Below are 17,525 nucleotides of genomic sequence, written 5' to 3'. Positions count from 1 at the left end.
AAGTGCTAATAGCTAAGTAACTGAGCATGCAATTTTACGTTACTTGGGTATAATACTTTTAACTTTATTGCTTAATAGCGGCCCACAATGAAATACAAAGATCTTCGTGATTTTATCGATTTACTTGAAAAAAGAGGTGAGCTTAAACGCATCACTCAAGAAATCGACCCGTATCTTGAAATGACCGAAATAGCCGACCGTACATTACGTGCTAAAGGCCCTGCGTTATTATTTGAAAACCCTAAAGGTTACGATATTCCGGTATTGGCTAACTTATTTGGCACACCCAAGCGTGTTGCCATGGGTATGGGCCAAGAAGATGTAAGCGAATTACGTGAAGTTGGCAAGCTTTTGGCTTTTTTAAAAGAACCAGAGCCACCAAAAGGCATTAAAGAAGCGCTAGGGCAAATACCTGTTTATAAACAAGTGCTTAATATGCCAGCAAAAGAAGTAAAAAAAGCCCCCTGCCAAGAAGTTATTTTACAAGGTGATGAGGTCGATTTAACTAAGCTGCCTATTCAACATTGCTGGCCAGGTGATGCTGCACCGTTAATTACTTGGGGCCTTACCGTTACTAAAGGGCCTTATAAAAAGCGCCAAAATTTAGGAATATACCGCCAACAACTGTTAGGCAAAAATAAAATTATTATGCGCTGGTTGTCTCACCGTGGCGGCGCGCTTGATTTTCAAGAATGGTGTAAAGAAAATCCAGGCCAACCGTACCCGGTATCTGTGGCATTGGGCGCCGATCCGGCGACTATATTAGGTGCAGTAACCCCTGTACCCGACACATTAAGCGAGTACGCTTTTGCAGGCTTACTGCGCGGCAGTAAAACTGAAGTAGTTAAATCAATATCAAACGATTTACAAGTACCCGCAAGCGCCGAAATAGTACTTGAAGGCTACATAATGCCAGGTGAAATGGCACCTGAAGGTCCGTATGGCGATCACACTGGATATTATAACGAAGTTGATGACTTTCCGGTGATGACAGTAACCCATATGACCCACCGTAAAAATCCTATTTACCACAGTACCTTTACCGGCCGCCCGCCTGATGAGCCTGCTATTTTAGGGGTGGCATTAAACGAAGTATTTGTACCTATTTTACAAAAACAATTCCCTGAAATTGTTGATTTTTACTTGCCACCAGAAGGCTGCTCGTACCGCATGGCTATTGTTACCATGAAAAAACAATATCCTGGTCATGCAAAACGCGTAATGATGGGAGTGTGGTCTTACTTACGTCAATTTATGTATACCAAGTTTGTTATTGTGTGCGATGACGATATTAACGCCCGAGATTGGGAAGATGTTATTTGGGCAATTACTACGCGTATGGATCCCGCCCGCGACACCACTTTAATAGAAAATACACCAATTGATTATTTAGATTTTGCGTCACCGGTTTCTGGCCTTGGCTCTAAAATGGGTATGGATGCAACGAACAAATGGCCTGGCGAAACAAACCGTGAATGGGGCGAGCCGATTGAGATGGATAAAGCCACCAAAGATCGCGTAGACGACATTTGGCAGAGCCTCAACATTCTCTAATATCCTAGACCAATAGGCTATAAAACAACCCTGCAGATATGCTAGAATCAACACATTCTATTGCGTATCTGCTATGAAAAGCGCTGCTAAAAGGTAAAAAATGCAAACATTAAAAGCTGAAGTTGTTGCTATCAGCCCACTTACAGAATTTGTTCATAAAGTAATTTTAAAACCACAACAACCGGTTTCGTTTGAAGCAGGCCAATACATGCATCTTGTATTGAGCGAAAATGACAAGCGTGCATTTTCGATTGCCAGCCGCCCTTCACAATGCGATCAAATAGAGTTACATATTGGCGCTTCGGGAACCGATACATATGCAATGCAGTCGCTTGAACATTTACGCAATGCACTTAACGAAAAGCAGCTAATAGAGATAGAAGCAGGCTTAGGTATATCGCAACTTCGTTTACAGTGTGAACGTCCAATTATTTTACTTGCTGGCGGTACTGGGTTTTCATATGCAAAATCAATGGCTGATCACCTAGCTGAAATTAGCTGCGACCGCCCGGTATTATTATACTGGGGCGTAAGAGAAGAATCGGCACTTTATGCACACCGCGAAATGCAAGTGTGGGCCGATAGCCACAAAAACTTTCAGTTTATTCCGGTAGTAGAAAACCCATCGGCTGATTGGCAAGGACATACCGGTTATGTACACAAAGCCGTAATGCAAGATATAGTATCGCTAGCGCCTTACGATATTTACATGGCTGGACGTTTTGACATGATAGGCATAGTTCGTGACGATTTTATTGCTCATGGTGCTATTCGCGAAAACATGTACGCAGATGCGTTTGCATTTATTAAATAATTGCACTTAACGCTCTCATTTCAAATATTAAGGCATCTAAATAGGTGCCTTAATTATTTTTATAACAATAAATAATTAATAGTTAAAATCTATCAACATCATCAACATAAACAATTTCCTAAAAGTCGATTTATAAACCATACTTTGTATAGAACATTCAGCGGGAGAGACCCATATGCTAAATACAAAAGTAAAAGACTTTATGCAACACAAGTTGCCAAACATTACCCCAGATACCGAAATGACCACTGCCATTGCAGAGCTGCAAAAATTTAAATTACTTGGTGCCCCAGTATTCGATAGCAATAAATTTTTAGTTGGCTTTATCTCTGAGCAAGAGCTGCTTAAACCACTCATGCAAAGCAGTTATTTTTGTGATGGGGTGGTGAAAGTATCGCAACTAATGCAAACAGAAGTCGTGACTGTAAATGGCGACACCAACATTATTGAACTTGCTGAGCAAATGAGACCCGGTAAACCGAAAAACTACCCTGTGGTTGACGGCGAAAAAGTAATAGGAATGATCAGCAGAGCCGATATTCTCAAAGCCCTTTACGATAACTACCTAGCTTGTCAAACACACTAAAAACACTAATTTATAAATACTTCACCTGAACTCTGGTTGCTTAGATACAAAAATGCCGCTATTAATAGCGGCATTTTTTATACTAATAATATTAAATTAGCGCGTACTTGCCATTGTTAGCAGTGCTTTTTTATCGCTGTAACTTAAGTAGGCTATTTCAAGCGCATTAGCTTGCGCTTTTTCTATATCGGCTTGTGATAAACCAGCTTGTGGCGCTGCCACTAAGTATTCGTGTTCAATTTCAATACCTTCAACCGCTGGATCATCGGTATTAATACAAGCCAAAATACCATGATCTAAAAACTGTTTTAGCGGATGCTGAGCTAAATCATTTACGGTACTGGTTTGTATATTACTAGTTAAGCACGACTCAATACCAATACGCTTATCGCGCAGATAGTTCATTAATTCAATATCTTCAATTGCTTTAACGCCATGGCCTATACGGCTCGCACCTAGCTCGTTAATTGCTTGCCAAATACTTGGGGCACCTAGTGCTTCACCGGCATGAATTGTTGCTGCTAAGTATGCGTCGTGTACTTGCTTAAAATGCTCTACAAATAACTCACCCGGAAAACCAATTTCATCACCGGCTAAATCTACAGCCACTAAATCGTCTTTAAAAGCGAGTAAGGCATCAAGCTCTTGTTGGCAAACTTTTACGCCATAAGTGCGTGATAAAATACCAATTAAATTAGCTTTTACATTAGCGCCTTTGGTTGCCGACTTAATGCCATCAATTACCGCCTCAACCACACCTTGAGGGTGTAAACCTTGGCTTTGTGCCATGTAGTAAGGGCTAAAGCGCAGCTCAACATAATCAAGCCCTTGGGCTTGTGCATCTTCAATATTTTCAATCGCTATACGTCTACAAGCATCGTAGTCACCTAATACAGTTACACCCCAATCTAATTTTTGTAAAAATGCCATCAGGTTTGGCTCAGGATCAATGACTTGTACATGAGGGATAAGTGCTGCAACGTTATCAGCAGGCAAAGTTATATTAAACTGACGACCAAGTTCTAATATGGTTTGCGCTCGTACATTACCATCTAAATGGCGATGAATATCTAGCAAAGGTAGTTTTCTATTGATCATAGTAGCAACTCAGTTAGGTTAAAATTGCGCGCATAATACGCAGCTATAGTAATAATTCAAGTCTAGTTTATTTAAAATATACTTTTGAGGCCATATGTCTGCTTTTTATGCAAAAAAGCAGATGATTTTATTTTTCTATCGCCGCTAAATAATGCCAAAGAGCTTTAAACAAAATATTCGCATCTATTGGTTTCGTTATATAGCTATTCATTCCACAGGCAAGCGCTTTTTTAACATCGTCATCATGGGCATTAGCCGATAAACCTATAATAGGCAAATCTAATAAGCCTAGCTCATTACGTATTACCTTGGTTGCTTGTAAGCCGTCCATTTTGGGCATTTGAATGTCCATAAGGACAATGTCGTAACTTTTTTCAGTTAACATTTCAATTGCGGCAAAGCCATCATTAGCAATATCAGCAACACACCCTTTGGTTTTTAAAATGGCAGTGGCTACATGTTGGTTTAACGGGTTATCCTCAACTAAAAGTACTGCGCTGTTCGCAAATGATACGTTTTCTATTTCCACGTCACTAAAGCTTTGCTCACTTTTCTCTACTTTAGGTAAAGGGGAGTTAAGCGGTAAACTAAAGGTAAATGTTGAACCTTGCCCTGCAGTGCTTTTTAAATCTATAGCGCCACCCATAAGCTCAACTAGCTTTTTACAAATACTGAGGCCCAACCCTGTACCGCCATATTGGCGTGACGTAGAGTTATCTGCTTGAGCAAAAGGCCTAAATAATTTCTTTTGTGCCTCTTTACTAATACCAATACCTGTATCGCTTACACTTAAATAGGTCATGGTTTTCGATTGCCAAATTTTCAGTGTAATACTCCCTTGAGCAGTAAATTTAACCGCATTATTGAGTAAATTTAGTAGCACTTGCTTTAAACGAATAGCATCGGTGTTAATCATCAAGTTTGTATTTTTATCATAATCTAGCTTTATTTCTAACGACTTAACATTTACTTCAAATTGTATTAAGTTAATTATCTCTTCAGCCAAGCGCCCTATATCTACGGGTTCTTGCATTAAATCAAGTTTACCTGCCTCCATTTTAGAAAAATCGAGTAAGTCATTTAATACTCTAAGTAACACCCCTAACGCACCATCAGCTTGCTCTATGTAAGTACGGGCTTGTTGCCAATCATTTTGTTGTAACGCTAAGTAGTGTAAGCCTTTAATACCATTAATTGGCGTGCGCACTTCGTGGCTCATATTCGCTAAAAACTGGCTTTTTATTTGACTCGCTTCATCAGCTTTTTGCTTTTCTTGGCGTAATGTGCGCGTTTGCCTAGCAACTTGCTCGCGTATTTGAACATTTGTGCCTGTAACAGAAATTAAAAATGCTACCAGTAACCAAACAAACAGCATCCCCACTATTTGTGCCAACCAATATATTAACCAGGAGGTTGTAACTAAGGGCTCGTGTAACTCAACCTGCCACATACGGTTACCAATGAGTAGCTGGTAGGACTTTAACAAGTCCATTGACTCGTTGTTGGCAATATAAATAGCGTGGGTATTATTGGTATTGTTAATATCTAAAAAGCTTGCTGTAACTAAGTTTTCATGATCAAAAAGCAACGACTGCGATAGTTTTTTTAAGCTCACTACCGCAACGGCAAAACCTTTAAAGTCATCTTCAGTCTCTATACTTCCAAATACAGGATGCAAAAATAACACCCCTAACTCAGCCTGATTTTGCACCAACTTAACCGGTTGGCTAATGACCATTTCGTTAAGCGTTTTTGACTTATTTAATGCCTCTTGCATAAAGTCGTTTGATGCTAAATCAAAGCCAATAGCATCTTCATTGCCTTTTAATGGGTATGCGTACCTAATTGGATAATATACATCTCGCTCAGCAACGGCTTGCCATTGGTTGGTTGGTGATTTTTCTTTTACAAAAAAATGTTCAACATCGGCTAGTTGCGTCATTTGTTGATATTCTAACAGCGCACTTTTAGGAACATACGGTACCCATTCAAACGCCAATATTTCTTCGCTGTAGCTTAACTGTTTTGCCGTAAATTGCCGAAACTCTTTAAAGCTCACATCTTCACTGCTCGAAAAAAAAGTAGCCAGTAAAGCCAAGTGTGCAGAGATTTCATCTAATTTATGAGTAATTGAGTCTTGTACAGCTAATGTTTTTATCTCTTGTTTTTGAATGTTTTTTTCTTTTTTAACACTGGCAGCACCATAAAAGCTAACACTAATAAGAATGTAAATAAGTAAAGAAGGCAGGATAACTTGTAGCCGGTATCGCATCACTGAGTAATTAAATGCAGCCAGCATCAATGGCGTAAAAATGAGCACCCCAATACTGTCGCCAATCCACCACGCAATAAAACTATCTAGCGCGGCATGTTGAGCAATTATATTATTAAAAACAAGTAAGCTGGTGCCGACACTAGCACCAATAATACAACATACAGGGCCGGCTATAATTAAGCTTTGTACACTATGTTTTAGTGACGATAAATCGAGGGGGGCTTTAATAACTTTAATTATTATTTGCGCGCCAAGCCATGCTTGAAAAACAACAGCGATAGCAATTGCAGCGGCTTGGAAAAAAACTTGCCAGTTTAATATATCAACAACATTATCAAGGTGAATTAAGCTAGTAAGTAATGCACCAACAAAAATACCTAAAAAAGACTTACGGCCCCATAACAAAAAGCTTGCTACAGCTATGCCCGCAGGGGGCCAAGAAGCCACAGCGAAACCATCTATAGCAAGCAATAAATTACTAAAATAGCCTGTAATAAAGTAAGCGCAAGCTAAGCTAAAAGACAATTTAAACAAACCTTTCATCGCCTTTTGCTCCTTGCAATATTAAATGGTGTTTATTAAATGTAACTCATTATTTATAAAGTACCAATGCTTTATCTAGTTGTGCACTTTTTTCATAACTTAACTTTGCTTGCTGCATATATTGTTTTTTATTTTCATTATTTAGTGCTTTATCAAACACCCTTGCCGCTAGGTCGTAATCACCTTGCGCATTAGCAAGACAAGCCAAAGCGAGCAGTAATGAGTTATTTTGCTCATCTTTTTTAAGTCGATCTTGAATACTCGTTTGTAATTTACGGGCATTTGCCGTTGTTGCTTTACTTAATATGTTAGCTAATTGTGCATGTTGTTCTTCATGCTTAACCATTTTTATTAAGTCATTTTCAATTACGCTTAACTGCCCTGCAGCAGCCATTTGCGTTAAATAAGCGCTGTAGGCGTAGCTATGTAGCTTTTTAGGTAACTGCTTATATTTAGCTGTTACTTCATCAACAGGAAATGAGGCAAAATAGGCATTAAAAACGCGATGCCACTGCTCATTTGTTAGTACTTTTTTGCGTAAAAGACGCGGTAAAAATGCTTCTAAAGCACTAAAATGTTGTTGCTGCACTAGCACTTCGGTGTAAATTTTTAGCTCAAGTGCTGTCGCTTTTTTCGATTCTGCAATAACCCGTAGTTGCGACTCTATAGCGCTACTATTACCACTAGCTAGCCATAGTTTTGCTACTTTTAGTTGCTGCTCTGGGTTTATATCAAATAAGTACTCAAGGGCTTTGTCGGTTTGATTATTAGCTAGTGCCGCCTTAGCAAGCAGTGCTAAACGTATATCTTGATACTGATCGGGTACCTTGCTAGATAGCGCCTGCTCTATTTGTGCATAGTCGTCATTAATTACACTCCATAGCGCCTGCTCAATTGCAGCTTGCTTGCGCCCTTGGCTACGAGCAAAAAAACTATGCTTAGTATTGCGATAAATAGAGAATAAATAACGCACGAGTTTATAGGTTAAATAACTAACGACTAATACTGCGATTGTTAGCACGGCAAACGAAACTATTGTGCCTTCAATTGTGGTGTTGTTAAACGAAATTAGTACATAGCCTTTTTCGTCCAATAAAAAAGGGGCTGCTGCTAACACCACAACAAGTGCAATAATTAAAATGATCAACCCTATCATTTTGCCCACTCCTTAACTTGCTGCGTGCTTTGTAAGTTTACTTTAGGGTTAAAGTTTAGCTGCTCTTTTTCTAGATTAGACAGCGACTTTAAAACCATTTTTGTAACATCATCATCTTGTTTAAAGTATTCAGCCACTAAACGTTTTGCTTCGCTTAGTGCTGCAAAGTAAACACTGGCGTGCTTGCTCAATAATGCATCTTGCGCTTGCGTTATATAAAGCTTAACTCTTTGATTTACCAGGTGTCGCTGTTGTTCACTTAATAATGGCTCTATAGCAACGCCTTCACGATGACGAATAGTAATAAAACCATCTAAAAATTGATCCCAACTATTTTTTAAGTTTTGCTGCCAATCGCTAAGATCTTCACTTAATACCTTGTCATCAATTTTTGCTACTTCTTCAGGCAGGTTCACCGCATTAAATACCAATTCATCAATATTTTTCAGCACACTACTAAGCTGTAAATAAATAGCTTCAACGGCAATTGGTTTTATGGCATCTAAGGTTTGTATATCTTGTGTAATGGCTTGGCGCACTGTAATAGTACCGGGGTGATCGCTAAGTAAAGCATCTAAACGTTTTAATACAGCGCTAGTTCCTTGATAGTCGTTTTCGGCCCACAACTTAAACTCAGCCATGCGCTGCAAGCTGGTAACTTCTTGTGGATTTAAAGACGAGCCTTGCTGCTGCGCTTGTTGTAAGGCAGCCTTTAGTTCTTGCTGGTTTTTTGTAGTACTTTCGCGCATTGCAGCTGTTACTTTTTGCTCAGACGTTAATAGTGTCTGTTGCAAATTAGCTTGAGCTAACTTAAGTGCTTGCAGCTCTTGTTGTAGTAATTTATTTTGCTCATTTAACTGATTAACAGCTAAGCTTTGCGTCTTGCTCGCGTTGAGCTTTTGATAAAACTCAAAGCCAACTCCAGAGGCAACAATTAGCGAAATAATAAGTGCTAAGCTCCCGACTTTACTTACTCGTTGCTTAGTATTGTCAGCCTTATCAGTTGCTTTAAGCGTATCGCTTTTAGCCGTAGCTTTGCCATTGTTGGCTGTTGCATTAGTCGTTTTTTGCGCTGCTTTATCTACCGTTGACGGTACTGACTGTTCGCTCATTTTGCTACCTTGCTGATTAATGCAGGTAAACATAGCGTTATCGCTAGCTCCTGCTGCAATATGTATATTAGCCGAACTTACCTGATGCTGCTGTAAATAAGCGCCTATACGCTCACTAGCTACATAAAATCGGCACTGTTGTAACCATTGTCTTTGGGGTGCAGCAAGGTTTTTAAAAATAGCATCAACCGCCGCATTACTTGTTATGACTATACCGTGTACATTCTGGCTTTGCCAGTGGTCTATCCAGTTGTTAGGCTCAGGGTCTATGGGAGTACGCTGATACACTACGCAGTTATTTAAAAAGGCACCACGCTGCTTTAGTGTTTTAGCTATATCAGGACGTCCCCCTATTCCTTTAACCAATACAATATTACAGCTATCAACATCGGCAAGCGATTTAAGCGCTAATAACCCCTCTGAGTCGTGCTGTTTAGGAACAGCCGCTCGCACGCCAAACACCTCATAAATAGTGTCGGCTGTTTGTTGGCCAACCCCATAAAATTGCGCTTTTATATTAATATCTGGCTTTAATTCACTCAGCGCCAAAACTGCATCTTGCGACACAAAAATAATTTTATCGGCATTAGTTAATGGGCTGAGCTCAATACTATCGGGGGTTAAATACTCTATTTTTAATACGGGAAATAAAGACGCTTGATAACCCGCTTGCTCAAGTTGTTGTGCAAGGGCTGCGCCTTTTCCTTGGGGACGAGTTATCAAGATATTTAACATTACGCGTCTCTATATACTTCAGCTAATATTCTGTCTGCACCTTGAGCCAATAACATTTTAGCCAGCTCAACCCCTAGTTTTTCTGCGTCATTAACGTGGCCGCTAACTTCATCACGTAAAATTTCGCTACCATCGATTGCGCCTACTAAACCACGTAAGTGTACTTGATCGCCGTTAACTAGCGCATAAGCACCTATTGGCACCTGACACCCACCTTCTAAATGGCGGTTCATTGCGCGCTCGGCATTTACCCGAATACGTGTTTCGCTGTGCTCCAGTGGAGCAAGTAATGCTTTTATTGCTTCGTCATCAGTACGACACTCAATACCTACAGCACCTTGTCCATTGGCAGGCAATGACACTTCAGGCTCAATATAAGCACGAATGCGGTCTTTCATTTCTAAACGGATCAAGCCTGCTGCTGCTAAAATAATTGCGTCGTATTGGCCTGAATCTAATTTTGCTAAGCGTGTATTTACGTTACCGCGAAGGTCATGAATTTTTAGATCTGGACGTGATGCGCGTATTTGACACTGACGACGTAAGCTTGAAGTGCCCACAATTGCACCTTGTGGCAGCTCGTCAATATTGGCAAAGTTATTTGATACAAAGGCGTCACGTGGATCTTCGCGCTCACAAATAGTGTGTAGTGTTAACCCTTCTGGAAACTCTACAGGCATATCTTTCATCGAGTGCACGGCCATATCGGCCAACCCTTCTAGCATGGCTTGTTCAAGCTCTTTAACAAATAAACCTTTACCACCAATTTTAGCTAAAGGGGTATCTAAAATAATATCGCCTTGGGTCGACATAGGCACTAATTCTACTAAAATACCTGGGTGATAATGCTCTAATTGCGCCTTTACAAATTCAGCTTGCCAAAGTGCCAATGCACTTTTACGAGTAGCAATACGCACTATATTTGTTGTTTGGGTCATAAAAAATACTCACTTAATAATTGCAATTTAGCTGGCTCAATCAGCTAATATTCTAAATTCTTTTTGAGCAATTAATTGGCCTTGCTCATCAATTACATCAACCCGCCATTGGCCTATTTGCGAGTCCATTATATTCTTGGTCGAATACGTACGATAACGAGAGGATGTTATATCTAACTCAATTTCAGCCACAATATCATCCTCAAAAAACCATACATGCTTTACCTGTTGGCCTTGTAAGTTTTTTAGCTCACTAAAAAACGATAACGTCTCGTCAAATTGACTTAAACGAATATCTGCAGCAAATACATTTACCGGCTCTCGCTTGCTTACTTTACGTGTAAGCACTGCTCGGCTTATTTTATCGGTATCTATTTGCGCGCCAAGTGCCACACTCGCTAGCTGCGCTAAAGGGGCAAAGCCCTGCGTGCTAGAGAGTGCAGTATCACTAATAGCGGCAACATCTGTATCAACTAATAAATCGGTAGTAGGTACTTGCTCAATATTAACTGGCTCTGGTGAGTTGTTTTTAGCCTCAGCTTGCGGGATTACGGGTAACTCTGCCGCTGCTACTTTATCAGGCTCTGCTACTTTTTGCTCTGCAACTAAATTAATAGGCGCAACTAACAACTCACTTTCACTGTTTTGTGACGCAACTGTTGCCGAGGTACTTAGCTCTACTTGCGTTGTTTGTAATGAAGTAACAGCACGCTGGCTTATATCGTTACTTTGCGCCAACACTCTATCCTCTGGCTCATTTGGGTGTTCGTCCTGCTCGGCACTAACGGCGCTAGTTAAGCCATATATAACGGCAGCAGAGGTCATGAGTAGCAGCATAGAAATACTCACAATACGACGCCAATTCCACTCGTAGGTTAGTGTAGTTACACTTTCTTGTGGTTCGCGTTTAACATTTGCTTTAATAACTATTTTTTGACTCATTTTAACCTCAGCGGCTCCATTATTAGCTTAAGCGAGCAATTAACCAATGGCGAATAGCTTGCAGTTCTTCTGCGCAAACCTGGTGAGCCATAGGGTACTCTTGCCAGCTTACATCCATGCTAAGTGCTGTTAATACTTCGAACGCACTTTTACCTGCACTAGGCGGTACTACATTATCTTGACTGCCATGCGCCATAAAAATATTTAAATCTGTGTGTAGTGCTTCATCTGCCAGCTTTTCTGGTACACACATATAGGTTGAAAGCGCCATTACACCCGCCAGCTTTTGCTCAAAACGTGGGGCTAAATGCAAGGCTACAACGCCACCTTGGGAAAAACCCGCTAAAATAATTTTATCAGCAGCAATACCATTGGCTATTTCTTGGTTAATAAGTTGCTCTACTTTAGCGGCAGAATCTCTTACACCTTGCTCATCGGCACGTTTATCTAATTCTATTGATTTAATATCATACCAAGAACGCATTTCCATGCCACCATTTATGGTGACCGGTTGCACAGGCGCGTGCGGAAAAATAAATCGCAGCCCTAGTTCATTTGGTAATTGTAACTGTGGTGCTACGGGTGCAAAACCTTCCCCCGAATCACCTAAACCGTGCAACCAAATAACGGTTGCTTTATGCTCACCTTGAGCCGGATATTCTACAAACTCTAAACTCATAACGATGATTGCCATTTAACGTCTTGGCCAGCTTGGCGAGTTGATGCCTCGTTAATAAACTGCCAAAACTCTGCGCCAGAGCGATTATCTATCCACTTATCACCACGTAATTCAAAATGATGTCCGTTAAACTTAGTCGCAACCCATACTTGGTGTAAAGGTGCTTGCTTGTTAATCACAATTTTACTGTTGTCAGGAAAAATTAGTTCTAAAATACCTTGTGCCGACTCATAATCTAAATCTGCTTCACAATCATCAACTTGTTCTTCAATTGTGAACATAAGTGCTTCGGCTAATTGGTGATATTCATGATCAGTCATGGTTAATTTCCTTTGCAGGCGAGCCGCCTAATAGTGGGTGCGTTTTTGTACAGCTAGTGTAACAGGAATAAAATCATCCGCGAATAGCTGCATTTTTTAGATATTCTGTTACTCTGCGATTATAAAGCCAGCAACACTATTAATCTAATGAAAGCGATACATACTTCACAATTTAAGCAACTATTAATAAGCACTGTACTGCTAAGCGCATTAGCTGGCTGTGGTCAAAGCGGTCCGCTCTATTTGCCAGAGCAAAAAGCAGAACAAAATAAACCTCAAGACGTAGCTAATCCAGCAACTCAAACTGAGCAAACTAATACACCTAAAAAGCAGGAGCAATAAATGGATTTTTTTAATTATAAAAACAATCAATTATTTGCTGAAGACGTAAGCATTGCAAGTATTGCTCAGCAATATGGTACGCCATGCTACGTTTATTCGCGAGCCACCTTTGAGCGCCATTATTTAGCCTTTGCTAATGCTACTAAAAACCATAAATCCCTGGTGTGCTACGCCGTTAAAGCCAACTCTAATATTGCGGTACTCAATATATTAGCGCGTTTAGGGTCGGGCTTCGACATTGTATCTAAGGGTGAACTGGCGCGAGTAATTAAAGCCGGTGGCGACGCCTCCAAAGTGGTGTTTTCGGGTGTGGCTAAAACAGCAGACGAAATAGCCTATGCATTAAAGCTCGGAATTAAATGCTTTAATGTTGAGTCGGTCTCGGAGCTAGAACGTATTTCAGAAGTGGCCTGTGAGCTAAATTTAGCAGCGCCTATTTCTATTCGCGTTAACCCCGATATAGATGCAAAAACGCATCCGTATATTTCTACCGGCTTAAAAGAAAACAAGTTTGGTATAGATATTCAAACAGCTGTGAGCGTGTATCAGCATGCCGCTTCACTGCCTGGATTAAACATTATTGGCGTTGATTGCCATATTGGCTCGCAACTCACCGAAACCAGACCTTTTCTTGAAGCACTTGATAAGCTACTAACGCTAATAGATGAATTAAAAGCGTGTAACATCGAGCTTACCCATTTAGATATAGGCGGTGGTTTAGGGGTAACTTATAATGACGAGCAACCTCCGCACCCTAGCGAATATGCAGCGCAAGTTACTGAGCGCCTAGTTAATTATCGCCACCTTGAGCTTATATTTGAACCCGGTCGCGCCATTGCTGCTAACGCAGGAGTTTTAGTTACTCAAGTTGAATTTATTAAACAAAACCAAGATAAGTACTTTGCTATTGTTGATGCAGGCATGAACGACATGCTGCGCCCAGCGCTTTATCAAGCATGGCAAAAAATCATTCCGGTATCGGTACGCGACGACGAAACCCCTACTCATAACTTTGATATTGTTGGCCCTGTTTGCGAAACTGGTGACTTTTTAGGTAAAGACCGCGAGTTAGCACTTAAACAAGGCGACTTACTGGTACAAAGAAGTGCCGGTGCTTATGGCTTTACTATGAGTTCAAATTATAACTCTCGTCCGCGTGTTGCAGAAATAATGGTAGATGGCAGTCAACATCATCTTATTCGCGAACGCGAAACCATAGAGAGCCTGTATCAAGGTGAGAAAATTTTACCTTAAACGTTTTTGTAAGTCCCTGCTCTGTGGCATGATTAGCGCAGAGCAAAACCGAATTAGAGCGCTATGTTAGTTAATTTTTCCAAAATGCACGGCTTAGGCAACGACTTTGTTGTGATTGATAATATTACACAAAACGTTTTTTTGTCGCGAGATCAAATAATAAAACTGGCCGATCGCCATTTTGGCATTGGCTTTGACCAACTGCTAATGGTTGAAGCACCATACTCCCCTGATCTCGATTTTCATTACCGTATTTTTAATGCCGATGGCACCGAAGTAGAGCAATGCGGCAATGGCGCACGTTGCTTTGCCCGCTTTGTACGTATGAAAGGCCTTACCAATAAACACAAAATCACTGTGTCTACTAAGTCGGGTAATTTAACCCTATACATAGAAAAAGACGGCCAAGTAACTGTAAATATGGGCCATCCTAATTTTGAGCCAAGTAAAATCCCACTCAAAGCAACCAAGCGCGAACTGACCTATATTATTCGTACCGAAGAGCATACTGTTTTTAGTGGCGCGGTTTCTATGGGTAACCCACATTGTGTATTAGAAGTTGACGATATTACTACCGCACAAGTTGATATTTTGGGTCCGTTACTTGAAAACCATGAGCGTTTTCCGCAGCGAGCTAATATTGGTTTTATGCAAGTTATTTCCAAAGAGCATATTAAATTACGAGTGTGGGAGCGCGGTGTAAACGAAACATTAGCATGTGGTACAGGCGCTTGTGCAGCAATGGTTATTGGGTTTATTCAAAATAAATTAATCAGCACAGTACAAGTAGACTTACCCGGTGGCAGTTTACAAATTCGCTGGAACGGTGAAGGCCACCCAGTACGTATGACCGGCCCAGCAGAGCATGTGTTTGATGGACAAGTGGCACTATGAGTGAGCTAAACGCGCAGCAAGTGGTAGATTATTTACAACACCACCCTGATTTTTTAATTCAGCACCCTGAGCTACTTGCTCAGCTTGAGCTGCAACAACAAGCCCAAGGTGCAACATCTTTGGTGCATATTCAGCAGCGGCAATTGCGCGAGCACAATACGTTGTTAAAAAATCAAATTGCCAGCATGAGCAAATACGCTGCACAAAATGAGCAAGTGTATCGCTTATTTAGCCTATGCCATCAACAGCTTTGCAGTAATAACGACTTCGATGCGCTTGCCAGTAACTTACAAGATATTATTTGTAGCAATCCAGCTATTAGCGACTGTCGGTTAGTAAAGTACGACACTAAATATGCTCAACTTGTTGAGCATCGCCTGAGTAATTCAGGGCACTATTTAGGGCGTATTAATCAGCAAGAACGAGATTTGTTATTTAGCGATACGGCGCAATCAACGGCTATTTATTTAATTGGTGATATTAACAAGCCAATTGCTATTTTGGCTTTTGCCAGCAACAACGCCAACCACTTTGAGCCCGCACAAGACACCCTTTTTGTACTAGACTTTGTAGTCGCTCTGCAGTCAAGGTTGCTGGAACTTGCATGATTGACAACCCTGCGCCAAATATCAGCGACTTAAGCGATAACTGGCGCACGCCTATTACTTTATTTAGCGACTATTTAAAATTTGAAAGGCAGTACTCAGCGCACACTGTTAACCAATATGTCAGCCAGCTTGGCTTTGCAGCGCTTTACTTTAGTAAACTCTGCGACGACTGGTTTAGCGTACAGGGTGAGCATATTCGCCGTTACAGCATGGCACTGCGCTCAAAACAATTAAGTGGCCGCACTATTAGTTTAAAGCTCAGTTGTATTCGCAGTTTATATAAATTCTTAAAAGCCAAAAATATTGCTAAACAAGCGCATTACCATAACCCAGCGGTAGGCATAAAAGGGCCTAAGTTTGCTAAGCCTTTACCTAAAAATCTCGATGTAGATCAAATGGCACGCTTGCTCGAAATACCCGACGACGAACCTCTGGCCATTAGAGATAAAGCCATGATGGAGCTTATGTACTCATCAGGTTTACGTATTAGCGAATTAGTTGGTGCTAACCTACAAGATATAAGCGCCGCAAATGGTGAAATATTAGTACGCGGTAAAGGCAATAAAGAACGCTTAATTCCGGTAGGCAGTAAAGCGTTAAACGCGCTAAAAAAATGGCTCATAATACGCCCTCAATTTGCAAACCCTGACGAAGTGGCGGTGTTTTTAAGTAGCAAAAAAAATCGCATTTCGGTACGCCAAGTACGTTTAAGAATGCAAGAATGGGGCATCAAGCAAGGCATTAGCTCGCAAGTGCATCCGCACAAATTGCGCCACTCGTTTGCTTCGCATATTTTAGAGTCATCTGGCGATTTACGCGCGGTACAAGAACTGCTCGGGCACAGTAGTTTGTCGGCCACTCAAGTGTATACTCATTTAGATTTTCAGCATTTAGCCAAGGTGTACGACAACACGCACCCAAGGGCAAAAAAGCGAACTGATTAGGAAACCATAATATGATCCGCTTTAATCGTGCCATTGCACCTGTGTCGGTATTAAGCTTCGACCTAGACGATACCCTTTACGACAATCGCCCAATTATAAAAGCCGCCGTACAAGCGCAAACTGATTATTTAAATACCCTGCCGGGTTATCAACATCAGGGCTTGCAGCAATGGCTGCATTGTCGTGATTGTGCACTGCAACAGCAGCCAAAATTAATTGAAGATGTAACGCAGTGGCGATTGCAAACACTGGGCTTACTTCTTGCTAAGCAAGGCTTTAATGCCGACGACGCAAAACACTTTGCAAGTGCTGCGTACAAGGTATTTGCTCAAGCTCGCAGTAATATAACCGTGACCGATGACGTACTGAACTTACTCGATAAGCTCGCTACTCGCTTTACCCTTATAGCCATAACCAACGGCAATGCCGATGTGAGCCAGTTTAATTTAAATAATAAATTTAACTTGGTACTGCAAGCGGGTTTACACGGTAAAGCTAAACCGCACAATAACTTGTTTGATCAAGCAGCTACACATTTACAGGTGCCACACAAAGCTATTTTACACATTGGTGACAGCCTAGATAGCGACGTGCAAGGCGCTAATAATGCCGGCTGCCAATCTGTATGGTTAAATAACCAAGCTGCCAACTATACTTACAAAGGCCTTGCCGATATTGAAATAACTAACATTAATGCCTTATCACACTTAATTTAAGTGCACGTGTACTAG

The 17,525-nt window shown here is 40.9% G+C and carries 17 protein-coding genes; 9 read left to right on the top strand and 8 right to left on the bottom strand.

Going from position 1 to position 17,525, the window contains the following annotated elements:
- Positions 1–87: 87 nt before the first annotated feature.
- From ubiD to I6F41_RS13815, 3 genes are all read left to right on the top strand, one after another.
- A complete protein-coding gene (gene ubiD, locus I6F41_RS13825) occupies positions 88–1,554 on the top strand; it encodes a 4-hydroxy-3-polyprenylbenzoate decarboxylase (RefSeq protein ID WP_011326832.1) in 1,467 nt (488 codons plus the stop codon).
- A gap of 100 nt (positions 1,555–1,654) precedes the next feature.
- The gene (gene fre, locus I6F41_RS13820; RefSeq protein ID WP_179807250.1) at positions 1,655–2,368 is read left to right on the top strand and encodes an NAD(P)H-flavin reductase; all 714 of its coding nucleotides are present in this window, start codon (positions 1,655–1,657) and stop codon (positions 2,366–2,368) included.
- Positions 2,369–2,543: 175 nt separating this feature from the next.
- Positions 2,544–2,954: a CBS domain-containing protein gene (locus I6F41_RS13815; RefSeq protein WP_011326830.1), complete on the top strand. Its 411-nt coding sequence runs from the start codon at positions 2,544–2,546 to the stop codon at positions 2,952–2,954.
- Between the two features lie 96 nt (positions 2,955–3,050).
- On the opposite strand, the gene add is transcribed toward I6F41_RS13815, so the two are convergent.
- The 8 genes from add to cyaY form a co-directional block, all read right to left on the bottom strand.
- Positions 3,051–4,052, bottom strand: a complete 1,002-nt coding sequence (add, locus tag I6F41_RS13810) for an adenosine deaminase (protein ID WP_011326829.1) — start codon at positions 4,050–4,052, stop codon at positions 3,051–3,053.
- 127 nt (positions 4,053–4,179) lie between these two features.
- Positions 4,180–6,870 (bottom strand): CHASE domain-containing protein, encoded by a 2,691-nt coding sequence (locus tag I6F41_RS13805; protein WP_197108646.1) that lies wholly within the window; start codon positions 6,868–6,870, stop codon positions 4,180–4,182.
- Between the two features lie 49 nt (positions 6,871–6,919).
- Positions 6,920–8,026: a heme biosynthesis HemY N-terminal domain-containing protein gene (locus I6F41_RS13800; RefSeq protein ID WP_011326827.1), complete on the bottom strand. Its 1,107-nt coding sequence runs from the start codon at positions 8,024–8,026 to the stop codon at positions 6,920–6,922.
- Positions 8,023–9,873, bottom strand: a complete 1,851-nt coding sequence (locus tag I6F41_RS13795) for a uroporphyrinogen-III C-methyltransferase (protein ID WP_011326826.1) — start codon at positions 9,871–9,873, stop codon at positions 8,023–8,025. The genes I6F41_RS13800 and I6F41_RS13795 overlap by 4 nt, the downstream gene beginning before the upstream one ends.
- The gene (hemC, locus tag I6F41_RS13790) at positions 9,873–10,811 is read right to left on the bottom strand and encodes a hydroxymethylbilane synthase (protein WP_011326825.1); all 939 of its coding nucleotides are present in this window, start codon (positions 10,809–10,811) and stop codon (positions 9,873–9,875) included. The genes I6F41_RS13795 and hemC overlap by 1 nt, the downstream gene beginning before the upstream one ends.
- 36 nt (positions 10,812–10,847) lie before the next feature.
- The gene (locus I6F41_RS13785) at positions 10,848–11,753 is read right to left on the bottom strand and encodes a DUF2914 domain-containing protein (protein WP_182684265.1); all 906 of its coding nucleotides are present in this window, start codon (positions 11,751–11,753) and stop codon (positions 10,848–10,850) included.
- A 22-nt stretch (positions 11,754–11,775) separates the two neighbouring features.
- Positions 11,776–12,432: an alpha/beta hydrolase gene (locus I6F41_RS13780; RefSeq protein ID WP_041454309.1), complete on the bottom strand. Its 657-nt coding sequence runs from the start codon at positions 12,430–12,432 to the stop codon at positions 11,776–11,778.
- The gene (cyaY, locus tag I6F41_RS13775; protein ID WP_011326822.1) at positions 12,429–12,752 is read right to left on the bottom strand and encodes an iron donor protein CyaY; all 324 of its coding nucleotides are present in this window, start codon (positions 12,750–12,752) and stop codon (positions 12,429–12,431) included. The genes I6F41_RS13780 and cyaY overlap by 4 nt, the downstream gene beginning before the upstream one ends.
- Positions 12,753–12,899: 147 nt before the next feature.
- Between cyaY and lptM the strand changes: the two genes are divergently transcribed.
- The 6 genes from lptM (at position 12,900) to I6F41_RS13745 (ending at position 17,510) form a co-directional block, all read left to right on the top strand.
- A complete protein-coding gene (gene lptM, locus I6F41_RS13770) occupies positions 12,900–13,094 on the top strand; it encodes an LPS translocon maturation chaperone LptM (protein WP_011326821.1) in 195 nt (64 codons plus the stop codon).
- The gene (lysA, locus tag I6F41_RS13765; protein WP_011326820.1) at positions 13,095–14,348 is read left to right on the top strand and encodes a diaminopimelate decarboxylase; all 1,254 of its coding nucleotides are present in this window, start codon (positions 13,095–13,097) and stop codon (positions 14,346–14,348) included.
- A 63-nt stretch (positions 14,349–14,411) separates the two neighbouring features.
- Positions 14,412–15,242, top strand: a complete 831-nt coding sequence (gene dapF / locus I6F41_RS13760) for a diaminopimelate epimerase (RefSeq protein WP_011326819.1) — start codon at positions 14,412–14,414, stop codon at positions 15,240–15,242.
- Positions 15,239–15,850, top strand: coding sequence for a DUF484 family protein (locus tag I6F41_RS13755; protein ID WP_182684264.1), 612 nt, complete (start codon positions 15,239–15,241; stop codon positions 15,848–15,850). Before dapF ends, I6F41_RS13755 begins: the two co-directional genes overlap by 4 nt.
- A complete protein-coding gene (locus I6F41_RS13750) occupies positions 15,850–16,794 on the top strand; it encodes a tyrosine recombinase XerC (RefSeq protein ID WP_182684271.1) in 945 nt (314 codons plus the stop codon). The genes I6F41_RS13755 and I6F41_RS13750 overlap by 1 nt, the downstream gene beginning before the upstream one ends.
- Positions 16,795–16,805: 11 nt before the next feature.
- The gene (locus tag I6F41_RS13745; RefSeq protein ID WP_011326816.1) at positions 16,806–17,510 is read left to right on the top strand and encodes an HAD-IA family hydrolase; all 705 of its coding nucleotides are present in this window, start codon (positions 16,806–16,808) and stop codon (positions 17,508–17,510) included.
- The last annotated feature ends 15 nt before the right edge of the window (positions 17,511–17,525 follow it).

Source organism: Pseudoalteromonas sp. SCQQ13 (assembly GCF_015864415.1).
Lineage (GTDB): Bacteria > Pseudomonadota > Gammaproteobacteria > Enterobacterales > Alteromonadaceae > Pseudoalteromonas > Pseudoalteromonas nigrifaciens.
Note: the sequence above shows the minus strand (reverse complement) of the source record. Positions and strands in the feature narration are given on the sequence as shown.

Coding starts and splice junctions, on each gene's coding strand:
- lysA (WP_011326820.1), top strand. CDS start 13,095: ATGGATTTTTTTAATTATAAAAACAATCAATTATTTGCTGAAGACGTA.
- ubiD (WP_011326832.1), top strand. CDS start 88: ATGAAATACAAAGATCTTCGTGATTTTATCGATTTACTTGAAAAAAGA.
- hemC (WP_011326825.1), bottom strand. CDS start 10,811: ATGACCCAAACAACAAATATAGTGCGTATTGCTACTCGTAAAAGTGCA.
- lptM (WP_011326821.1), top strand. CDS start 12,900: ATGAAAGCGATACATACTTCACAATTTAAGCAACTATTAATAAGCACT.
- I6F41_RS13755 (WP_182684264.1), top strand. CDS start 15,239: ATGAGTGAGCTAAACGCGCAGCAAGTGGTAGATTATTTACAACACCAC.
- I6F41_RS13745 (WP_011326816.1), top strand. CDS start 16,806: ATGATCCGCTTTAATCGTGCCATTGCACCTGTGTCGGTATTAAGCTTC.
- dapF (WP_011326819.1), top strand. CDS start 14,412: ATGTTAGTTAATTTTTCCAAAATGCACGGCTTAGGCAACGACTTTGTT.
- I6F41_RS13800 (WP_011326827.1), bottom strand. CDS start 8,026: ATGATAGGGTTGATCATTTTAATTATTGCACTTGTTGTGGTGTTAGCA.
- cyaY (WP_011326822.1), bottom strand. CDS start 12,752: ATGACTGATCATGAATATCACCAATTAGCCGAAGCACTTATGTTCACA.
- I6F41_RS13785 (WP_182684265.1), bottom strand. CDS start 11,753: ATGAGTCAAAAAATAGTTATTAAAGCAAATGTTAAACGCGAACCACAA.
- I6F41_RS13780 (WP_041454309.1), bottom strand. CDS start 12,432: ATGAGTTTAGAGTTTGTAGAATATCCGGCTCAAGGTGAGCATAAAGCA.
- fre (WP_179807250.1), top strand. CDS start 1,655: ATGCAAACATTAAAAGCTGAAGTTGTTGCTATCAGCCCACTTACAGAA.
- add (WP_011326829.1), bottom strand. CDS start 4,052: ATGATCAATAGAAAACTACCTTTGCTAGATATTCATCGCCATTTAGAT.
- I6F41_RS13815 (WP_011326830.1), top strand. CDS start 2,544: ATGCTAAATACAAAAGTAAAAGACTTTATGCAACACAAGTTGCCAAAC.
- I6F41_RS13795 (WP_011326826.1), bottom strand. CDS start 9,873: ATGTTAAATATCTTGATAACTCGTCCCCAAGGAAAAGGCGCAGCCCTT.
- I6F41_RS13805 (WP_197108646.1), bottom strand. CDS start 6,870: ATGAAAGGTTTGTTTAAATTGTCTTTTAGCTTAGCTTGCGCTTACTTT.